Source organism: Flagellimonas meishanensis (genome assembly GCF_019880545.1).
GTDB lineage: Bacteria > Bacteroidota > Bacteroidia > Flavobacteriales > Flavobacteriaceae > Flagellimonas > Flagellimonas meishanensis.
Window position 1 is genome coordinate 197,648 of record NZ_JAINVW010000001.1, and the last position, 19,067, is coordinate 216,714.

Here is a 19,067-nt window from a genome sequence, read left to right on the forward strand (position 1 = left end):
TTGTTTGCTTAAAGATGAGAATAATGTCCAATCAATCGGTTCAATGGGTGAATTTATAAATCTGGGTCCGCTCCTTAACTAAAAAGAGGTTAACTTCACTTATCGGATGCTAAATGGTCATTAAAATGATTTTTAGCAAACGATAAGTGCCTTTACAAAAATTCAATTCAGCTTTTCATTCCTCAAACCCGACTGTAGACTGCCGCTCCCTGTTCACCATTAACTTAGTGACATCTGGTCGGGAATAATGCCCCACAGGGTCAAAGTTTTGGCGTTCTTCGTATACCCGGTTAAAATCCAAAGTGTGGTAAAAGATTCCCTCGTTGTCGGCGATGGGTTCCACTAGCCATTCCCCATCGGGTCCAGCAATGCAGCTTCCACCATTTGCCAGGACTTTGGGCGCTTTTGCCAAGATTTTGTCCAAGTATGGGGTGTCTTTTGGAAAATCCGAGGTGCGCATCAGTGAAGATACCGAAATAACAAAGCTTCGGGATTCGCGGGCAATGAACCGCGTGATGTCCTTGGTGTTGTGCACCCCGCCGGGCCAAACGGCGACATGCAAGTTTTCGCCCTGGCCATATAACGCCGTCCTGGGAAGCGGCATCCAGTTTTCCCAGCAATTGAGTCCGCCCACGGTAAACTGTTTCAAAGGGTGCACCCGTAACCCATGGCCGTCACCGGGTGCCCAGGTCAACCGTTCATCATAGGTGGGTTGCAACTTTCTGTGGACCGATTTTATCTCCCCTTCTCGATTGATGTAGACCAACGAACAATACAAGCTATGTCCCCCACGATCTCTGGCCCTTTCCATCATCCCCAAATAGATGGCCATACTATTTTTCTTGGCCAGCGCACAGATTTCATCCAAGTCACCTGCCTCAATCTGGATGGAATTTCGGGCATAATGCGCATGTAGTTCCTTGTTCACCTTTAAATCCCAGGCAGCGCCATCGGTATAGGCCAGCCAAAAGGGATAGCCAGGCAAGAAAGCTTCTCCGAACACCAAAAGCTCGGTATTTTCCTTGGCTGCCGACCCAATGGTTTCGTAAATTTTATTCAAGGTGGCCGATTTATCCAACCATACCGGTGCTATCTGGGCCATGCCCACTTTTAGAAGATTTTCCATTACAGAATCCTGTTTAATACAAGGTCAACATCGATGAGCAAAATACTGAACACCCCAAAAACAATAATGAATTTAAGGATGTTGTGCAGCCAAACGTAGTGCTTTTTGCCGCTTGATTTCCATAGCAAAATCAGAAACAGTACCAACAAAACGATACAAGCTATAAAATAAAGGTGCATGTAGCCAACATCAAAGATTTCAATCAACAGCAAGGCGGGTATCCAAGTAAGTAAAATAAGCAGGGTTATTATAGACTTGGAGGCCTTGGGACCCAAGATAATTGGAATCGTGCGATAGTTCTGGGCTATGTCCCCGGCCATATTTTCCAAATCCTTGATCATTTCCCTGGCCAAAATCAATAGGAACAGGAACAGGGCATGGACAAAAATCACCGTCTCAAAATTTTGGTAGTACACAAAAACCACAAAGAAGGGGGCAATGGCCAAGGTGGATGAAACCAAGTTCCCCACCAATGGAATTCTTTTAAGCTTATGTGAATAGATCCAAATGCCAAAAATGTAGGCCGAGAAGAACAAAACCGCCCTAAAGGATATGTAGCTCGCGGCAAAAACGGCCAAAAAATTGAGAATGAAATAGGTGGTGAGCTTAAACCGCTGGCTCACCAGTCGGTCCAACATGCTTTTCGTGGGCTTGTTGATCAAATCCTTTTCGGCGTCGTAAAAATTGTTGATGATATACCCGCTGGCAATGGTGAGGGCCGAAGCAGTGACTATCAAGAAGAGATTAAGGTCAAGGATGACCTCTCGAAGGGGTAGATCAGGCGATAAAATGTAGATGGAAGCCAGGTACTGGGCCAAGGTAATCACCAAAATATTGTAGCCCCGAACCACTGAAAACAGACTCAATAGCTTAAAAAGCAAGAGTTTGTTTTTTCTGCTAAGCATGGGATGTTCTTAGAAGTTGTACACCACCTCCAACTTGTGGCCTTCCAGTGCTTTCTTGGCTCTTTCCATATCCTGGGTAAAGCCCAAAATATAGCCGCCGCCGCCGGAGCCGCAAAGTTTTAGGTAGTAATCGTTGGTCTCTATGCCCTGTTGCCAAAGCGCGTGGAACTTGGAGGGAATCATGGGTTTGAAATGGTCCAAGACCACATGCGAAAGCTGTTTCAGATTTCCAAAAAGGGATTTTACATTGCCGCTCAAGAAATCCTCTACACAGGCATCGGTATGTTTGATGAACTCATTCTTGATTACGTTCCGGAAACCTTCCTGCTTCATCTTTTCCATAAAAATCTGCACCATGGGTGCAGTTTCACCCGTAATACCGCTGTCCAATAAAAATACGGCTCCCTTTCCTTCGGCATTTTGCGAGGGAATGCTGGTGGATTCGATATTGTCCTTGGAGTTGATCAGAATGGGAAGGCTCAAATAACTGTTCAGTGGGTCCAATCCCGAGGATTTTCCATGGAAAAAGGATTCCATCTTGCCAAAAATCTTCTTCAATCTCAGCAATTTGTCCCTGGTGAGGTTTTCCAGCACCGTAATTTTGTCATTGGCATACTTGTCATAAATGGCCGCTACCAACGCACCACTGCTTCCAATTCCGTATCCCTGGGGAATGGAACTGTCAAAATACATGCCTTGATCAATATCTTTTTGAAGTGATTCCAGATCAAAGGAAACCAACTTGGGTTCATCCTTTTGGAGCTTGGCCAAATAGGCGGCAAACCTACCTAAGGATTGATTTGATTTTTTTGCGGTTTCGGAAAGGTCCTTTTCCGTCTTCAATGCACCCTTAAAAAAATTGTAGGGAATGGAAAGTCCTTTTGAATCCTTGATGATGCCATACTCACCAAACAACAAAATTTTGGAATAAAACAGTGGTCCTTTCATATAATGGGACTAAAATACAAATTATTCTGTTTAACTCTTTAAATATTACCGATAAACAAAATTAAATGGGCTCACATTGCCCGGAACAAATAACGCAAAAAAACCGTTTGCCTACTCCCTTTTAGGTGTTATTTTCTTGGCTCCCATTCCAATTCGGTCGCAAATGTACTGCCCGTTTTCACAATGTGCAACCAATTCATCCTGAATAAATTGTATTACTTTTTGCCTTGTGGACTCGGGGTACAGCACATGCACATTTGCCCCAGCATCAAGGGTAAAGCAAACAGGGGTCTTGGCTCGGCTTCTAAAGTCCCAAATTTTGTTGATGATCTCCAAAGTGTCCGGCTTCATCAGAATAAAATATGGTGCGCTGGTCATCATCATGGCATGCAGGGTCAATGCTTCACTTTCAACCACCTCGATAAAGTCATCGAGGGCTCCCTGGGCCAAAATCGGCCTCAGTCTGTCCAGATTTTGATGCGCCTGTTGAAACCGTTCTTTGGCAAAGGGATGTCCTTTCATCAAATTATGGCCCATTGTGCTGCTCACCTGTTTCTGACCCTTGTGCACCAGCAGGATGATGTCGTGGTACTTCTTAAAAACGGGGTTGACTTCAAAAGGATACTTGATCCCATAAAGATCTGAGCTTTTAGGTATCCCAGCATGCCTTCCCCAAGCAATCAAATCCCCCTCAATGCTCCTACAAGCACTTCCGGAGCCCAAGCGGGCCAAAAAGGAGGCCTTTTGATTAAATTCGGCTTGTGACATATCGGAGCGCATCTGTCTTTCCATATCCATAAGACAGAGGGCCAAAGCAGCCATTCCGCTAGCGGAGGAGGCTATACCACTGCTATGTGGGAACGAATTGGAGGTTTCTATAGTGAACTGGTATTCCTTTAGGAAAGGCATATAGGGCTCGATACGTTCTAGAAACGTGTTCACCTTGGGCTTAAAATCTGGTTTGGACTTGCCTTCAAAATAGAGATCGAATGAAAATTGGGAGGCTTTTGAGCTGTTCTTTTTAAAGGAGACCGAAGTGGTCGTAGCGCAGGCGTCCAAAGTGAAACTTATGGATGGATTGGCGGGAATTTGGTTTGGGTGCTTTCCCCAATATTTTACCAATGCTATGTTGCTGGGCGCCTTCCAGGTCACTTTTCCTTCTGCTGGCAATGCTGTATATGCTTTTGGCAGAAAGTCTTTCTCCGTCATTCGTTATGGGTTTTGGCAAATATAGCCCATGTAAGTTGCTTCTTTGGAAGTGGAAATAAATAAATTCTTATTTTAGACGGAGTTGCACCAACCATGAAAAAAAGAATCCTTTACATTGCCATCTGTGTCGCCATTTGCATTCTGGTAGGTTTTCTATCAAGTTTTGCCACTCAAAGCTCTGTAAACGAATGGTATGTGACCTTAAAAAAGCCAACCTTTAACCCGCCCAACGAGATTTTCGCCCCGGTATGGACCTTGTTGTACATCTTGATGGGTGTCGCTGCCGGCATTGTATGGTCCAAAGGATTCCATCACATTTGGGTAAAGACCGCGCTCTACCATTTTGGCATTCAATTATTATTGAACGCCCTTTGGAGCATTGTCTTTTTTGGATTAAAAAGTCCCTTTTGGGCATTGATCGTGATCCTGGGCCTGCTTTCGATGATCATGTTGACCATTAGATGGTTCAAGGTAGTGAGCAAACCGGCCGCCTATTTAATGCTGCCCTATTTGGCCTGGGTATGTTTTGCCACATTGCTGAACTACAAAATTTGGGAGCTCAATCCCTGACCTCCTGTGTCAGTTCCAAAAGCTTTTGCATGGTTCTCAAATTTCGGGTGGTGGCCTCTACCTTTAATTTTCTTTCGATAAGGTTGTTGTTCAGCTTGGCTTTGCCATACCCTGTTCTGCAATTCAGATACACACAGTTGGCTGCCACATGAAAATCCTCATTGTCAAATTTGAGTTTGTTGAATTCGGATACCAATGCATTATTGGGCACTTCTTTCAATAAAACAAAATAAAGGCCTTTTTCGTTGGTCTCTTCTTTGAAAGGACTGGATTCCAAAATATGGTGGATGGCATTTCCTGTCAGCACCAAATTGGGCACCTCAAAACCAAAATCGGTCAGGATGGCTTGATAAATTGTGGCTTCCAATGTTTTGATTTCGGCTTCCATGCTGTCAAACACAATATTCCCACTTTGAATGTAGGTCTTCACCCGGTGCAGGCCAACATTTTCGAGGGTCGCCCTCAAATCTTCCATTCTAATTTTCTTCTGTCCACTTACATTGATTCCCCGCAATAGTGCTACATAGGTGTTCATACTCATCATTTAAAAAAGGATTCCCGAATATATTTTATTAAATTCAAGCGCAATTAATATAATTAAAATGAGTGAGTACATCCTCGCCTTGGACCAAGGCACCACCAGTTCCAGAGCTGTAGTTTTTGATAAGAAAGGAACCATAATCTCCGTCGCACAAAAAGAATTTACCCAAATCTTCCCCAAACCGGGATGGGTGGAGCACGATCCCAACGAGATTTGGGCCACGCAGGCTGGGATGGCCGCAGAGGCTGTCAGTAAAAAAGGACTAAAGGCCGAGCAATTGGCCGCTATTGGCATCACCAACCAGCGCGAGACCGTGGTGGTTTGGGACAAAAATACAGGGGAACCCGTTTACAATGCCATTGTGTGGCAAGACAAACGAACCGCCGACTACTGTGACCAATTAAAAAGCGAAGGAAAGTCGGACATGATCCGTACAAAAACGGGATTGGTGATCGATGCCTATTTTTCAGGGACCAAGGTAAAGTGGATTTTGGACAACGTGGACGGTGCCCGAAAGAAAGCGGAAGCTGGTGACTTGGCCCTGGGCACCATCGATACCTGGCTCATTTGGAAAATGACCGAGGGCAGGCTGCACATTACCGATGTGACCAATGCCTCACGTTCCCTCCTCTTTAATATAAACAGCATGGCTTGGGATGATGAACTCCTCGAGTTGTTGACGGTGCCAAAAAGCATGCTTCCAGAAGTAAAACAATCCAGCGAAGTGTATGGCTATACCAGTCCGAATTTCTTTGCTTCCAAAATACCCATTGCAGGGATTGCCGGGGACCAGCAGGCTGCGTTGTTTGGTCAAATGTGCACGAAACAGGGTATGGTCAAAAACACCTATGGTACGGGCTGCTTCATGCTTATGAACATTGGTGAAAAACCCATTGTATCAAAAAATAACCTATTGACCACAGTTGCTTGGAAAATCAACGGAAAAACCCATTATGCCCTGGAAGGAAGTATTTTTATCGCTGGGGCGGTGGTCCAATGGCTTCGTGATAGTTTAAAAATCATCAAAACCTCATCGGAAGTGGAAAAATTGGCGAGTTCCGTGGAAAGTTCCGAAGGTGTCTATTTTGTTCCGGCATTTGCGGGCTTGGGTGCGCCCCATTGGAACCAGCGGGCACAGGGCACCATTTTTGGATTGACCCGAGGGAGCACCGATGCCCATATCGCCCGTGCCGCTTTGGAATCCATCGCTTATCAGACCATGGATATTTTGAAAGCCATGGAAGCCGATTCGGGGATTTCCATTAAAGAACTTCGCGTGGATGGCGGTGCTACGGTCAACGACCTTTTGATGCAATTCCAAGCCGATGTTTTGAACACGATTACCGTACGACCCAAAATTGTTGAGACCACGGTGATGGGTGCTGCTTATTTGGCTGGATTGGCCGTGGGTTATTGGAAAAGCCCAGAAGAAATCCAGGATATTTGGCAAACCGATGTGCATTTCAACCCAACCACCGAACGGAAACCCATTGAAGACGGTATAAAGGGGTGGTATCGGGCCATTTACGCGCTGGAACATTGGACAAAAAATAGTTAATAGTTGACCGCATATGATTTTGGTCTTTTCTTTAATCCATAAATCTTGATAAACGTACCATGAGTCCATTTGTTTCTGAAATTGTTGGCACCTTCCTTCTGATACTTTTGGGGTGCGGCGTAAATGCCAATGTATCACTCCAAAAAACCTACGGAAGTGGTTCTGGCTGGATAGTAATCACCACGGGATGGGCATTTGCGGTTTATACCGGTGTTGTGGTCGCCGGACCTTACAGTGGAGCGCATATAAATCCGGCAGTGACCATTGGGTTGGCATTTGCCGGTGAATTCCCCTGGAAAGATGTTCCCATATACATTGCAGCGCAATTTATCGGGGCCATGTTGGCTGCCTTTATGGTTTGGCTTACCCACAAGGCTCATTTTGATGCCACTTCGGATGGAAATACCAAAAGGGGTGTGTTCTGCACGGCTCCAGCAATTCAGAATGTGGGCCTAAATTTATTGATGGAGGCGGTGGGCACTTTCGTGCTGGTTTTCACAGTGCTTTACTTTACGGATGCCGTAATGTCTTCAGATGACACAATAATAGGACTTGGCTCACTCGGGGCACTTCCGGTTGCCCTGTTGGTCTGGGGAATTGGATTATCTCTCGGTGGAACCACCGGTTATGCCATTAATCCCGCACGGGACTTGGGGCCACGCATCGTGCATGCCCTATTGCCGCTAAAAGATAAAGGTTCCAACGGATGGGAATATTCCTGGATTCCAGTGGTTGGACCCATTTTGGGAGGAATCCTTGCCGCAGGACTTGCAATGGCGCTAAGTTAAGCCTTGTCCGATGCCATGGCCCTAGCCGCGATATAGGCCCCTGTCCAGGCATTTTGAAAGTTGAATCCGCCGGTAATGGCATCCACGTTGATGATTTCCCCAGCAAAATAAAGATTGGGGTGCAGTTTACTCTCAAAAGTCTTAAAATTGATTTCCTTCAGGTCGACACCTCCTGCCGTGACAAATTCTTCCTTGAAAGTGCTTTTGCCATCGACCCTAAATGTTGACGCCGTAAGCTGTTCGGCCAAACCTTGTAATTGCTCCCTGGTGATATCAGCCCATTTCAGCGAATCATCAATCCCTGTGGCCCGTACCAATTTTATCCAAAGCTTTCTGGGAAGATTCAACGCCTGTGTGCGACTAATGGTTTTCTTGGCCTCAATCTTTTTGATTTCCCTAAGATAGCCCTCCATGGAGCTACCAGTGTAATCGGGTGTCCAGTTGATTTTGATTTGAAAGGTGTAATTATACGTATTCAAAATTGATGCTCCCCAGGCCGAAAGCCGCAAAATGGCCGGGCCACTCAATCCCCAGTGGGTTATCAAAACCGGTCCCTCTGCCTTTAGTTTTGGTATCTCTTTGGAAAGGCTTTTCAAGTGCAATGCTCCTTTGATGGATTCCATCTTTGGGACAACCTCTACCGTAGCATTTGTGCTGACCCCTTGTATGTCCCTTATCCGGTCATCATCAATATTGAAAGTGAAGAGGGACGGTACGGGTGGGATGATGGTATGGCCCATATCTTTTAACAGTTCCCAAATTTTGGGGTTACTGCCCGTTGCCAACATCAGCTTCTTGGCCTTGTATGTCGCATTTCTTGTTTCAATTGACCAAAGATTCCCATCTTTTTCGAGTCGGACCACTGAAGTATTTCGCAAAATCTTCACACCCAATTTATTGGCTTCTCCCTCAAAACAATCTATTATGGTTTGGGAGGAATTGCTTTTTGGGAACACACGGCCGTCTTCCTCAATTTTTAAGGGCACGCCCCGTTCTTCAAAAAATGACATGACATCTAAGGGGGCATGCTGGTGAAAGGGACCCAACAATTCCCTTTCTCCCCTTGGATAATTGATGGCCAATTCTTTTGGTGAAAATTCCCCGTGGGTCACATTGCATCTTCCACCCCCCGATACCTTTACTTTGGCCAGGACGGTTTTACCCCTTTCCAGAATGGCAATCTTTAGGTTCGGGTTCTGCTCTCCAACTTGGATCGCGGCATAGAATCCGGCTGCACCTCCCCCAACAATAATTACATCATACATTAATGCACCCGTTCCGGGTAATCGCTGATAATGCCATCCACCCCAAAATTCTTCATTTTCCCAATCGCGTCCGGTTCATTGACCGTCCATGTGTATATCTTAAATCCATCACCGTGGATTTGGGCCACGTTTTCTTCCGTAAGGGTCTTATGGTCTGGATTGATGGCCACGGCCTTTAATTCTTTTGCCACCGAAATTGCCTTCAGAGGGTCATCTTCGGTCAGCACGGCGATATTTATTGTATCGTTAAGCCTTCTCATTTCACGGAGCTCGTCCCAATTGAAGCTTGAAATAAGGATATTCTCCCAGGTCCAACCCTTTTCCCGGACATAATAATCCAAAATAAAGTTTACACGATCCGCAGTGTTGGCGCCTTTTAACTCAATATTCAACGCCACTTGATTTTTTACAAGCTTGAGAACATCCTGTAGCATGGGTATCTTGTGGCCGCCGTCCAAAATGAGCTGATGCAGGTCCACAATATTGTATTCTTCCACCCTTCCTCCACCATTGGAGAGACGTTCCACACGCTCATCATGGAATACTACAATTTCCCCACTTTCAATTCTAAAAACATCAATCTCGATCATGTCCACTCCCAAATCCATGGCCTTTTGAACAGATGCCAACGTGTTTTCGGTTTCGTGCCCCATGGCACCCCTATGACCAATGACCAGTGGTTTGGATTCCATCATACTACAGTTATTGAACAAAAAAATAAGTGCCAATGCACATAGTACATTTCTTTTCATAAGTTTCTCAATTTTGACCCCTAAAATACGATTTGAAAATGAATCAAAATGAATGAAAAAAGTGTTCTAAATTGTAACGATAAAAGTTATTTTACTAATTTTTATCTTAATTTTTTATTAAATCCTTACATTTTATTTAATACATTTATCACATCAATAACCAATAAATCAATTAAGCATGTTTTCAAAATCTAATTTACTTGCCACTTTGGTGGGTGCCATTGTCATGTTCTTTTTGGGATACCTGATTTGGGGTATTGCCACTGTTGATTTCTTTGCGGAGCATACCATTGTGAACACCATGAAAGAAGTTCCCAACTTGGGATTGATTGCCCTTGGCAATCTTGTGGGCGCTTTTGTTTTGAGCACGCTGTACAGTAAATGGGCCCGTGGCCATCATTCTGTTAGTGAAGGATTCCAGTTCGGTGCATGGATTGGGGTCTTTGTAGGTGTTGGAATGGGACTTATCTGGTACGCCACAGCCGAGTGGATGGACTTGACAGGCCATGTTGTGGAGGCCATTATTGACATAATATTCTATGGAATAATAGGTGCCATTATCGCTGTGATCTACCAGAAAACCGCTGCCAAAAAAGATTAGCTAAACAACTGACCAGCCTTACTTGGGCGGATTGGAAACAATCCGCCTTTTTTATTCAACAACGGTGAAAATCCTCGATTCCAACGGCCCGAGCTCTATGGGAAAGCTACCGCCAACATCATTTGTAGAAAGTGTTCTTTTTATTTGGCCATAAAGTGCATCAATTACCTGATGGCTTCCGTTGGCCAAGCCCCACTTGTCAATTATGTCCTTTGGAATCTTCAAATCGATATCATAGCTCCTTTCACCATCAAAATTGGACACAATGATGAGTTTTTCATCACTGGACCATCGTACGTAGGACAGCAATCTATGGTCATAGCCAGCGGTGTGTTCTTTGTTGTAAAAATGGATCTCTTGATAATCGCCCATTAAGGCATTGCTCGTTATGGTAAAATTGAGGAGTCTTTTATAGAAATCCCTCAGTTCTTTTTCATTTTCATGCAGTTGGCCTCCATCGAATTTTTTGTCGTTCATCCAACGTTGGTGGTGCGGCACTCCTATATAATCAAAAATGGATGTCCTTGTCGGTTTTCCAAAACCGGCATCCTCAGCACCCGGCTCCCCGACTTCCTGTCCAAAATAGATCATAGTGGGCGAGGTGCTCAATGTTGAGGAAACTACCATTGCCGGCTTGGCAAGTTCGGCGTTCCCGGCAAAATCTGGACTAGCTATCCTTTGTTCATCATGGTTTTCCAAAAAATGGAGCATGTGGTGCTCTATATCCGCCATGCCCTTTTGGACCACAGGAATATGATCGGTCCACCCGTACCCTTTCATGATATGTTTGATGCTGTCATAGAGCTCCACTTTATCATATAGGTAGTCCATTTTGCCCTTCCGGATGTAATCGCGGTACAGGCTTGGGTTGTATACTTCAGCCAGAAGAAAAGCATTGGGATTCTTCATTTTGATATTGGAATTGAGGTAGCTCCAGAATTCAACGGGGACCATTTCGGCCATGTCAAACCGAAACCCATCCACACCAAAATCGAGCCAGTACAATGTGATATCCCGAAACTTTTTCCAAGAATCGGGCAGGGCCTTATCCTGCCAAAACTCGAAATGGGCCCTATGATCTTTGGTATCAAATCCGTTGGGCAATTCCTCAAAGTCCTTGGTCCCATCGGGCCGGATGCCATAGTTCACTTTAACGGTCTCATACCAATCATTAAAATGGGGCTGTGCCAATCGAGAACCGTTTCCAGTCCATTTGGCCGGATTCTCCTCAAATTTTCCGTTGGATAGCCTGTGCTGCTCTCCACCCAATGGAAGATATCCATCCTGCCATTCGGGAACACGGAATGCCTTGCCAGGGATGTAATAGAAATTGTTGTTTACATCATATTCCTTGGATGTATCATCATTTGCCCCAAAATCGGAGACGCCCTCTGGATTGGTCAATCCCTCATAATTTCGGGCCACATGGTTGGGGACGATATCAATGATAACCTTCATCCCCACATCGTGGGTTCTTTGTATCAATGCCCTGAATTCTTCCAATCTGTTGGCAGGGTCCAAGGCCAAATCCGGATTCACATTATAGTAATCTTTTACAGCGTAAGGTGAACCTGCCCGTCCTTTTACCACATCGGGGTCGTCGTTGGAAATTCCGTATGGGGTGTAGTCATTGATCACTGCATGATGGGGCACTCCTGTGTACCAAATGTGTGTGACTCCCAAATCCTTTATTTCCTTGAGTGCGTTTTCGGTAAAATCCGCAAATTTTCCCACTCCGTTCTCTTCAAGTGTGCCCCAGGGTTTGTTGTTGGTGTTGGTATTTCCGAATAGGCGCGTAAAAACCTGATAGACTACGGTCTTCTTTTTCATAGGTGTTTCAATGGGTTTTTGTTCGGGTTTTTCTTCACAAGACAATAGGATTGTGAATGTGATCAATGCTAGTATCAGTCGACCCACTTTCATGTCACAATGGTTTTGCTGGGTGTCAATTTCACCGTTTTCCCGTTGGCCAAAATGCTCAGTTCCCCGTTTCCAGAAATTTGAAATGATGTTGCCTCTCTGGTTACGTTAACGGTGATTATTTGATTCCTGAAATTGATTTTGAAGGAATAGGATTTCCATTCTTTGGGAATTCGTGGGGCAAAACTGAGTTGGCCATCCACGATTCGCATACCGCCGAATCCCTCTACTATGCTCATCCACGTTCCCGCCATGGATGTGATATGAAGCCCTTCTTCCACTTCCTTGTTGTAATCGTCAAGATCAAGTCTAGATGTCCTTAAGTAGAACGTGTATGCCTGTTCCATCCTGCCCAATTTGGCTGCCTGTATGCTGTGCACACATGGTGATAGGGAGGATTCGTGCACCGTGAAGGGTTCATAAAAGTCAAAATGCCTTTCCAATTCTTCTTGTGAAAAATGATCTTCAAAAAAATAGAAGCCTTGCAGCACATCGGCCTGCTTTATATAGGGAGATCGCAAAATACGGTCCCAACTCCATTTTTGGTTGATAGGTCTTTCGGACTTGTCCAAATCGGCCACCTTGATGAGTTCCTTGTCCAAAAAGCCATCCTGTTGCAAAAATACCCGGTGTTTTTCGGAATAGGGGAAATAAATGTTGCCGGCCACCTTGGCCCAATCTTGGAGTTCTTCGGGTCCAATATTGGTTTTTTCAGTAATTCTGGCATAATCCTTTGGGTACTCACGTTCAACCTTTGCCAGTTGTTCCAAAGTATACTCCACGCACCATTTGGCCAAATAGTTGGTGTACCAGTTGTTATTGACATTGTTTTCGTATTCGTTGGGACCCGTGACACCGAGCATGACGTATTGCTCTTTTTCGTTTGAAAAATTCACTCTTTGGTGCCAAAATCTGGCAATTCCCACCAATACTTCAAGTCCCATTTTGGGAATATAACTGTAATCCCCGGCAAACCTGGTGTAGTTGTAAATGGCGAAGGCGATGGCCCCGTTTCTGTGGATTTCCTCGAAGGTTATTTCCCATTCATTATGGCATTCTTCCCCGTTCATGGTGACCATGGGATACAGGGCTGCACCATTGGAGAACCCAAGTTTTTGGGCATTTTCAATGGCCTTGGCCAAATGGTTGTACCTATATTTCAATAAGTTCCATGCCACCTTCTGGTTTTTGGTTGCCATGTAGAATGGAATGCAATAGGCCTCCGTATCCCAATAGGTGCTGCCGCCATATTTTTCGCCCGTAAAACCTTTGGGACCAATATTCAACCTGGAATCCTTGCCCAAATAGGTCTGGTTCAATTGAAAGATATTGAAACGTATACCTTGTTGGGCCTTGATATCCCCTTCTATCCCAATATCGCTCATCTCCCAAATCTGGCCCCAGGCTTCCTTTTGTTTTTGCAACAGTTTGGCAAAGCCTATTTGTGAGGCTTCATCCAAAACCTGGTTTGCCGCCTGCTGCAATTGGTCCGTAGGATGGTTTCTATCCACCGTATAGCCCCCGTATTTTGTCAATGTGAGCGTGGCATCCCTTTTTACCATAACGGTATAGGAATGTGCAACGGAAGTATCATTTTTTATTACATTGGGGCCGGATTCAATGGGGAATCCATCCAACAAAACCTCATTGTGCATGAAGGTACAGACCCCAAAATTGGTCTTATTGGTATGCGAATGGACAAATGCCCGATTTTCTTTGGAATCTACCTGGGTAATGTTCCAGAACTTGTCGTCCCAGTTGCTATCCATGTTCTTGATGCCCCCATCAAGATAGGGTCCCAGCACCACCTCTGCATCTGAATTCAGAATTTGAAGGTTAAGCTGAATCGCTCCTGTCTCATCCAAGTCCAAGCTCAAAAATCGGATAGCCTCAAAGGCAACCTCAAGGTCGTTGGGCATGGTGGCAACAAAACTTCGACGGTACCAGCCCTCTTTCATGTTGAGTTCCCTTTTGAAGTTCTCCACTTTTTTGCAGGTGTTCAAATCCAGGATGACCCCATTTATCTTGATATCGATACCAATCCAATTGGGTGCATTGAGCACTTTGGCAAAATATTCAGGATATCCATTTTTCCACCATCCCACTCTGGTCTTATCGGGATAATAGACGCCGGCAATGTAACTGCCCTGAAAGGTCTCGCCGGAATAATGTTCTTCAAAATTGGCTCGCTGCCCCATGGCACCGTTACCTATGCTAAAAAGGCTTTCGGAAGATTTTACCCTTTCCTTATCAAAACCTTCCTCTATAATGGACCATGGGTCCGCTAAAATATAATCTTGATTCATTCTGATTAAAATATCTGGCTGATCGGCAAGGATGATTCCCTGCGATGCTAAATTTGGTGTAAACTTAGTTGATTGTGGAATCCCGAACCACTAAAGTGGGTTCCAAGATCTTGGTTTGATAATTTCCTTCATCGTTTTCATTCTCTACCCTATCTATGAGCATTTGGGCCGCGATCTCACCCATTTTTTCGCCATGCTGGGCCACCACGGTCAAACTTGGATTAGCGTATTTGGACAACAGTCCGTCGGTAAAACCTATAAATGAGATGTCATCGGGGATCCTTATTCCCTTTTTCTGAATAAGGCGCATACTATATACTGTAAAAATCTCATTAACGCAGAGTACGGCATCCACACTATTTTTATTGAAGAAGTCTTCAATGCTTTTTTCATCCATTTCCATGGAGGACAGTTTTAGGATTCTTTTTTCGTCTATTTCCATATTGCTTTCCAAAAGCGCCTTCCTATATCCTCCTGTCCTGGCCTTGCTGACACTTAGGTAATCGTCCGTGGTGATTAGAGCGATTTTCTTTCTTCCCTGTCCTATCAATTTTTTTGTGGCCATATATGCCCCCAACTCATCATCTATGATGACCTTGTCGCAATCCACCTCGTTGGTGACCCTATCCACCAACACCAAGGGTATACCCTGCTCGGTCACCTCCTTTAGGTGATTGTAGTCCCCTTTGCGCTGGGTTTCGGAGGATAATGACATTATAAAACCGTCTATACTGCCATTGGCCAACATTTCCATATTGATGACCTCTCGGTCAAAGGATTCCTCTGAAAGGCAGACAATGACATTATACCCTTTGGCGTTGGCGTGTTTTTCTATACCACGAATCACCGTTGTAAAAAAATGGTGTACTATGGCCGGGATTACGACTCCGATATTTTTTGTGCGCTTATTTTTGAGGCTTATGGCAATGTTGTTGGGCTTATAATTATAGAGCTTGGCAAACGCCTGGACCTTTTCCTTCGTGTCTCTGCTGATTTCCTCACTATTCTTAAGTGCTTTAGATACCGTGGATATGGATACCTCCAATTCCCTCGCAATATCCTTTAAAGTAATTTTTGCTTTCAAAAAAATGAAAAATGATTGTCCCGCAATATGGGAACAAGAGATTAATAAATCGTGACTATAACCCTACTTGGCAACTTTACCTTCTTAAACAAAAAAGCACCGAAATTTACGAAACCCCAAGAAATACATGAGCATCATCTGAAAAAATAATGGTATATTAGTCACCATGTTAAGAATCCTTTTGGATTCTGCTAATTAATTTGCGATTTAGGCAAAACAGCTCTTATAGTTTTATCAACCTTCAATGTCTTCAAAGTTATCAACACGAAACCGTTTTCGCTTATTGTTAATATATACTTAAATTTTGATTAACCTTTTTTTTATATATGTTTAACACTTGAATTAAAATTAACTAAACTTAAAAATCTATTATTTATGAAGATTACGCTACTTAGAAGCTTTTTGCTGTTGGGTGCATTTTTATGCTTTACCATGGCGGAAGCGCAGACAGTATCTGGTACTGTTTCTGATGCAAATGGTCCATTGCCAGGAGCTAGTGTTGTCGTACAAGGTACCACAACCGGTACACAAACTGATTTTGATGGTAACTATACCTTAAATGATGTCCCAAGTGGGTCAACCTTAGTATTTAGCTATATTGGCTATTCCACTCAACAGATTTCTTACAGCGGCCAAGCAACCGTTGACGTTGTTCTTCAAGAAGATGCCCAAGCATTGGATGAAGTTGTGATCATAGGTTATGGTCAAACTACCGTAAAGGATGCCACCGGTTCTGTATCGGCTGTAACCTCGAAAGACTTCAATACAGGGGTGATTGCTTCTCCAGAACAATTAATACAAGGTAAAACGGCTGGTGTGCAAATAACTGAAACCAGTGGTCAGCCCGGTGCCGGGATTGATGTACGTATCAGGGGTACAAACTCTGTGCGTTCAAACAATAACCCACTTTTCGTTGTTGACGGTATTCCTTTATCTGGCGGGGCAACAGCACCCAATACGGGTAATACCGGTGTAGGTACTTCTCCCGCATCGAATCCTTTGGCGTTTTTGAACCCCAATGACATTGAAAGTATAAGTATTCTTAAAGATGCTTCCGCCACTGCCATATATGGGTCAAGAGGTGCGAACGGTGTTGTAATAGTTACCACAAAAAGTGGTAAAGGTAGCCGTGGTGGGGTTTTGGAGTTTTCATCAACCTTAAGTATTGCAACTCCTGCGAACGAGTATGATCTTTTAAACCGTGATGAATTCCTTGATGGTGTTGCACAGTTTGGCGGTGATCGCGATGCGCAAGATTTTGGTAATAACACGGATTGGCAAAGATTCGTTACAAGAACCTCAGTTTCACAGAACCAAAACTTGTCATATGCCCACAGCTATGAAACAGGTAATATTAGAGCCACATTTGGGTATGGAAAGCAGTTTGGTGTTGTTGAAAATTCCTCCTTGGAGCGTATTACAGGAAGAATAAACGCAACGCAAAAGTTTTTGGATGATGATTTGACCCTTAACCTTCAGGCTTCCGTTTCCCGTGTTAATGAAGAAGTTGCTCCTTTAAGTGGTAGTGCAGGTTTTAGAGGTGACCTTTTAGGTGCCGCCTATTCAGCAAACCCCACATGGCCTGCTAACCCCGACTTCAACACTGGCGGACAGTTGAGCCCCGCTACTTTATTGGCGTACACGCAGAATCTCACAAATACCAACAGGTTTTTATTGAACGGCTCTGCCGAGTATAAACTGTTGCCAGAATTAAAGGCCAAGATAAACTTAGGGTACGATCGTTCAGAAGGTCAGGCTACTGCTGTTTCTTCAGCAGCAGCTAGAAATTTGGACAGGAACACCTTCGGAAATGGTCGGGGCGCCTATGGCACTCAGGAACTGGAAAACCGTTTGTTGGAGGCCACCCTACAATACACCAAAGAGTTTGAAAATTCCTATTTGGATGTAGTTGCGGGTTATTCATTCCAAGATTTTAAGACAAGCTCAAGAGTATCTGAAGCATTCGGATTTGGCACAAGGGATTTGAACCAAATGGCACAAGATGTAATTAGTTCCATAGAGGCCGTCGAGGCCAATTTATCCGGTAGCTATCAGCAATATGGCTTTGACCCGAGGTCTAGCACCATTTTTGTCAATAGATTGTTCCCTACCGTAACCCAGGACCAAATTGATGGCGTTGCTGGTACAAGGGTGCAATCCCTGTTCGCAGACAGAAACTTCAGCGTAGATGAGCTTCAATCATTCTTCGCGCGTGCGAACTTCACATTGGCGGACAAGTATTTGTTCACCGCAACGCTGAGGGCAGATGGTTCTTCGCGATTTGGTGGAAACAACCAATATGGATATTTCCCCTCAGGTGCAATTGGCTGGAAGATTCATGAAGAAGATTTCATGGGAGATACTTTCTCTACATTAAAACTACGTTTGGGTGCTGGTATAACAGGTAACCAAGAAGGTCTAGGTTATGGAAACTTCATTAGGAGGGAGCGTTACGCGGGTGCCACCCTTCAGGACAATGGTAACATTGATGCTCCAGGTACTACTCCAGTAACATTTGCCAACCCCGATTTAAAGTGGGAGGAAACCTTCGACGTTAACATAGGTATCGATTATGGTTTTAATAATGATAAAGTGTCTGGTAGCATCAACGTCTATAGAAAAGAGACAACGGATCTTTTACTTAACATTGAAGCTGCCCAACCATCTCCGCAGCCAAGGTTTTTCCAAAACTTGGATGCTACTTTGATTAACCAGGGTGTTGAGTTCGACATTAATGTAGATTGGTTCCAAACCGAGGATGTAAGTTTCAGTACGGCCTTCAACATTGCATACAATGACAACGAACTACAAGACTTCGGAGGTCAAATCCCTGCCGGTACTATTAGGGGACAAGGACTTTCATTGGCCTTTGCCCAGATTTTGGCAGGCGACAGACCATTGTTTTCCTATTTCTTGAGAGAATTTGAAGGTTTTGACTCCAATGGCCAGCCGATTGGAGACGTTCAAACATTTGTGAACGAAGATGCATTACCGGATATCAATGCTGGTCTATCCCTGAACCTTAACTACAAGAATTGGGATTTCTCCGCATATTTGGCCGGACAGTTTGGGTTTTCTGTATATAACAACACACGAAATGCCTTCTTTACCGCCGGTGCGATCAATAATGCCAGAAACGTAACCCCAGATGTACTAACCTCGGGAGAAGCTGGTAGTGCAGCTGCCGAAGTTTCTACTAGATTTTTGGAAAGTGGCGATTTTGTGAGGTTACAAAACGCAACCCTTGGATATACTGTGCCTCTTAATGCTGAAGGGACATTCAAGAGTTTAAGACTTTCGGTTACAGGACAGAACTTGTTCCTTATTACTGATTATAGTGGATTGGATCCTGAAATTAGTGTTCAGCCAGGAGCTCCCATCAATGGTGTCAGTGATGCATTGAACAATCTGCCTTCCGCTGGTATAGATTATACAGCCTACCCAAGACCAAGAACAGTCACCTTTGGTGTAAATGCTACTTTCTAATCAAAAAA

The 19,067-nt window shown here is 44.3% G+C and carries 15 protein-coding genes; 5 read left to right on the plus strand and 10 right to left on the minus strand.

The genetic code is table 11. The annotated features are described in order from the left end of the window. Positions 1 to 175 precede the first annotated feature (175 nt). The 4 genes from K7G75_RS00890 to K7G75_RS00905 all read right to left on the minus strand — a co-directional run bounded on the left by K7G75_RS00890 (position 176) and on the right by K7G75_RS00905 (position 4,188). Positions 176 to 1,126: a carbon-nitrogen hydrolase family protein gene (locus tag K7G75_RS00890; RefSeq protein WP_222981826.1), complete on the minus strand. Its 951-nt coding sequence runs from the start codon at positions 1,124 to 1,126 to the stop codon at positions 176 to 178. Continuing rightward, positions 1,126 to 2,031 carry a geranylgeranylglycerol-phosphate geranylgeranyltransferase gene (locus tag K7G75_RS00895; protein ID WP_222981828.1) on the minus strand — a complete coding sequence of 302 codons (906 nt, stop codon included), beginning with the start codon at positions 2,029 to 2,031 and terminating at the stop codon, positions 1,126 to 1,128. Before K7G75_RS00895 ends, K7G75_RS00890 begins: the two co-directional genes overlap by 1 nt. Before the next feature lie 9 nt (positions 2,032 to 2,040). Further along, positions 2,041 to 2,979 carry a mevalonate kinase family protein gene (locus K7G75_RS00900; protein ID WP_222981830.1) on the minus strand — a complete coding sequence of 313 codons (939 nt, stop codon included), beginning with the start codon at positions 2,977 to 2,979 and terminating at the stop codon, positions 2,041 to 2,043. A gap of 111 nt (positions 2,980 to 3,090) precedes the next feature. Then, on the minus strand, positions 3,091 to 4,188 hold the full coding sequence (locus K7G75_RS00905) for a diphosphomevalonate decarboxylase (RefSeq protein ID WP_222981833.1): 1,098 nt from the start codon (positions 4,186 to 4,188) through the stop codon (positions 3,091 to 3,093). A gap of 93 nt (positions 4,189 to 4,281) precedes the next feature. On the opposite strand from K7G75_RS00905, the gene K7G75_RS00910 reads away from it, so the two are divergent. Further along, positions 4,282 to 4,758, plus strand: a complete 477-nt coding sequence (locus K7G75_RS00910; RefSeq protein WP_222981835.1) for a TspO/MBR family protein — start codon at positions 4,282 to 4,284, stop codon at positions 4,756 to 4,758. On the opposite strand, the gene K7G75_RS00915 is transcribed toward K7G75_RS00910, so the two are convergent. Next, positions 4,748 to 5,293, minus strand: coding sequence for a DUF1697 domain-containing protein (locus K7G75_RS00915; protein ID WP_222981837.1), 546 nt, complete (start codon positions 5,291 to 5,293; stop codon positions 4,748 to 4,750). The genes K7G75_RS00910 and K7G75_RS00915 overlap by 11 nt on opposite strands. A 67-nt stretch (positions 5,294 to 5,360) precedes the next feature. On the opposite strand from K7G75_RS00915, the gene glpK reads away from it, so the two are divergent. Both glpK and K7G75_RS00925 read left to right on the plus strand, forming a co-directional pair. Beyond that, the gene (gene glpK, locus K7G75_RS00920; protein WP_222981839.1) at positions 5,361 to 6,857 is read left to right on the plus strand and encodes a glycerol kinase GlpK; all 1,497 of its coding nucleotides are present in this window, start codon (positions 5,361 to 5,363) and stop codon (positions 6,855 to 6,857) included. Between the two features lie 59 nt (positions 6,858 to 6,916). Then, the gene (locus K7G75_RS00925) at positions 6,917 to 7,645 is read left to right on the plus strand and encodes an MIP/aquaporin family protein (protein WP_222981841.1); all 729 of its coding nucleotides are present in this window, start codon (positions 6,917 to 6,919) and stop codon (positions 7,643 to 7,645) included. On the opposite strand, the gene K7G75_RS00930 is transcribed toward K7G75_RS00925, so the two are convergent. Beyond that, entirely contained in the window at positions 7,642 to 8,910 is a 1,269-nt protein-coding gene (locus K7G75_RS00930) for a BaiN/RdsA family NAD(P)/FAD-dependent oxidoreductase (protein ID WP_222981843.1), read from the minus strand. The genes K7G75_RS00925 and K7G75_RS00930 overlap by 4 nt on opposite strands. Then, positions 8,910 to 9,662 (minus strand): glycerophosphodiester phosphodiesterase, encoded by a 753-nt coding sequence (locus K7G75_RS00935; RefSeq protein WP_262420214.1) that lies wholly within the window; start codon positions 9,660 to 9,662, stop codon positions 8,910 to 8,912. The genes K7G75_RS00930 and K7G75_RS00935 overlap by 1 nt, the downstream gene beginning before the upstream one ends. A gap of 178 nt (positions 9,663 to 9,840) precedes the next feature. Here K7G75_RS00935 and K7G75_RS00940 point away from each other — a divergent pair, with 178 nt between their 5' ends. Further along, positions 9,841 to 10,263: a hypothetical protein gene (locus K7G75_RS00940; protein WP_222981845.1), complete on the plus strand. Its 423-nt coding sequence runs from the start codon at positions 9,841 to 9,843 to the stop codon at positions 10,261 to 10,263. A 51-nt stretch (positions 10,264 to 10,314) separates the two neighbouring features. On the opposite strand, the gene K7G75_RS00945 is transcribed toward K7G75_RS00940, so the two are convergent. From K7G75_RS00945 to K7G75_RS00955, 3 genes are all read right to left on the minus strand, one after another. Further along, positions 10,315 to 12,186 (minus strand): alpha-amylase family protein, encoded by a 1,872-nt coding sequence (locus K7G75_RS00945; RefSeq protein WP_222981847.1) that lies wholly within the window; start codon positions 12,184 to 12,186, stop codon positions 10,315 to 10,317. Continuing rightward, positions 12,183 to 14,489 (minus strand): glycoside hydrolase family 65 protein, encoded by a 2,307-nt coding sequence (locus K7G75_RS00950; RefSeq protein ID WP_222981856.1) that lies wholly within the window; start codon positions 14,487 to 14,489, stop codon positions 12,183 to 12,185. Before K7G75_RS00950 ends, K7G75_RS00945 begins: the two co-directional genes overlap by 4 nt. A gap of 64 nt (positions 14,490 to 14,553) precedes the next feature. Continuing rightward, entirely contained in the window at positions 14,554 to 15,573 is a 1,020-nt protein-coding gene (locus K7G75_RS00955; RefSeq protein WP_222981858.1) for a LacI family DNA-binding transcriptional regulator, read from the minus strand. Between the two features lie 375 nt (positions 15,574 to 15,948). Between K7G75_RS00955 and K7G75_RS00960 the strand changes: the two genes are divergently transcribed. Then, a complete protein-coding gene (locus tag K7G75_RS00960) occupies positions 15,949 to 19,059 on the plus strand; it encodes a SusC/RagA family TonB-linked outer membrane protein (RefSeq protein WP_222981864.1) in 3,111 nt (1,036 codons plus the stop codon). The last annotated feature ends 8 nt before the right edge of the window (positions 19,060 to 19,067 follow it).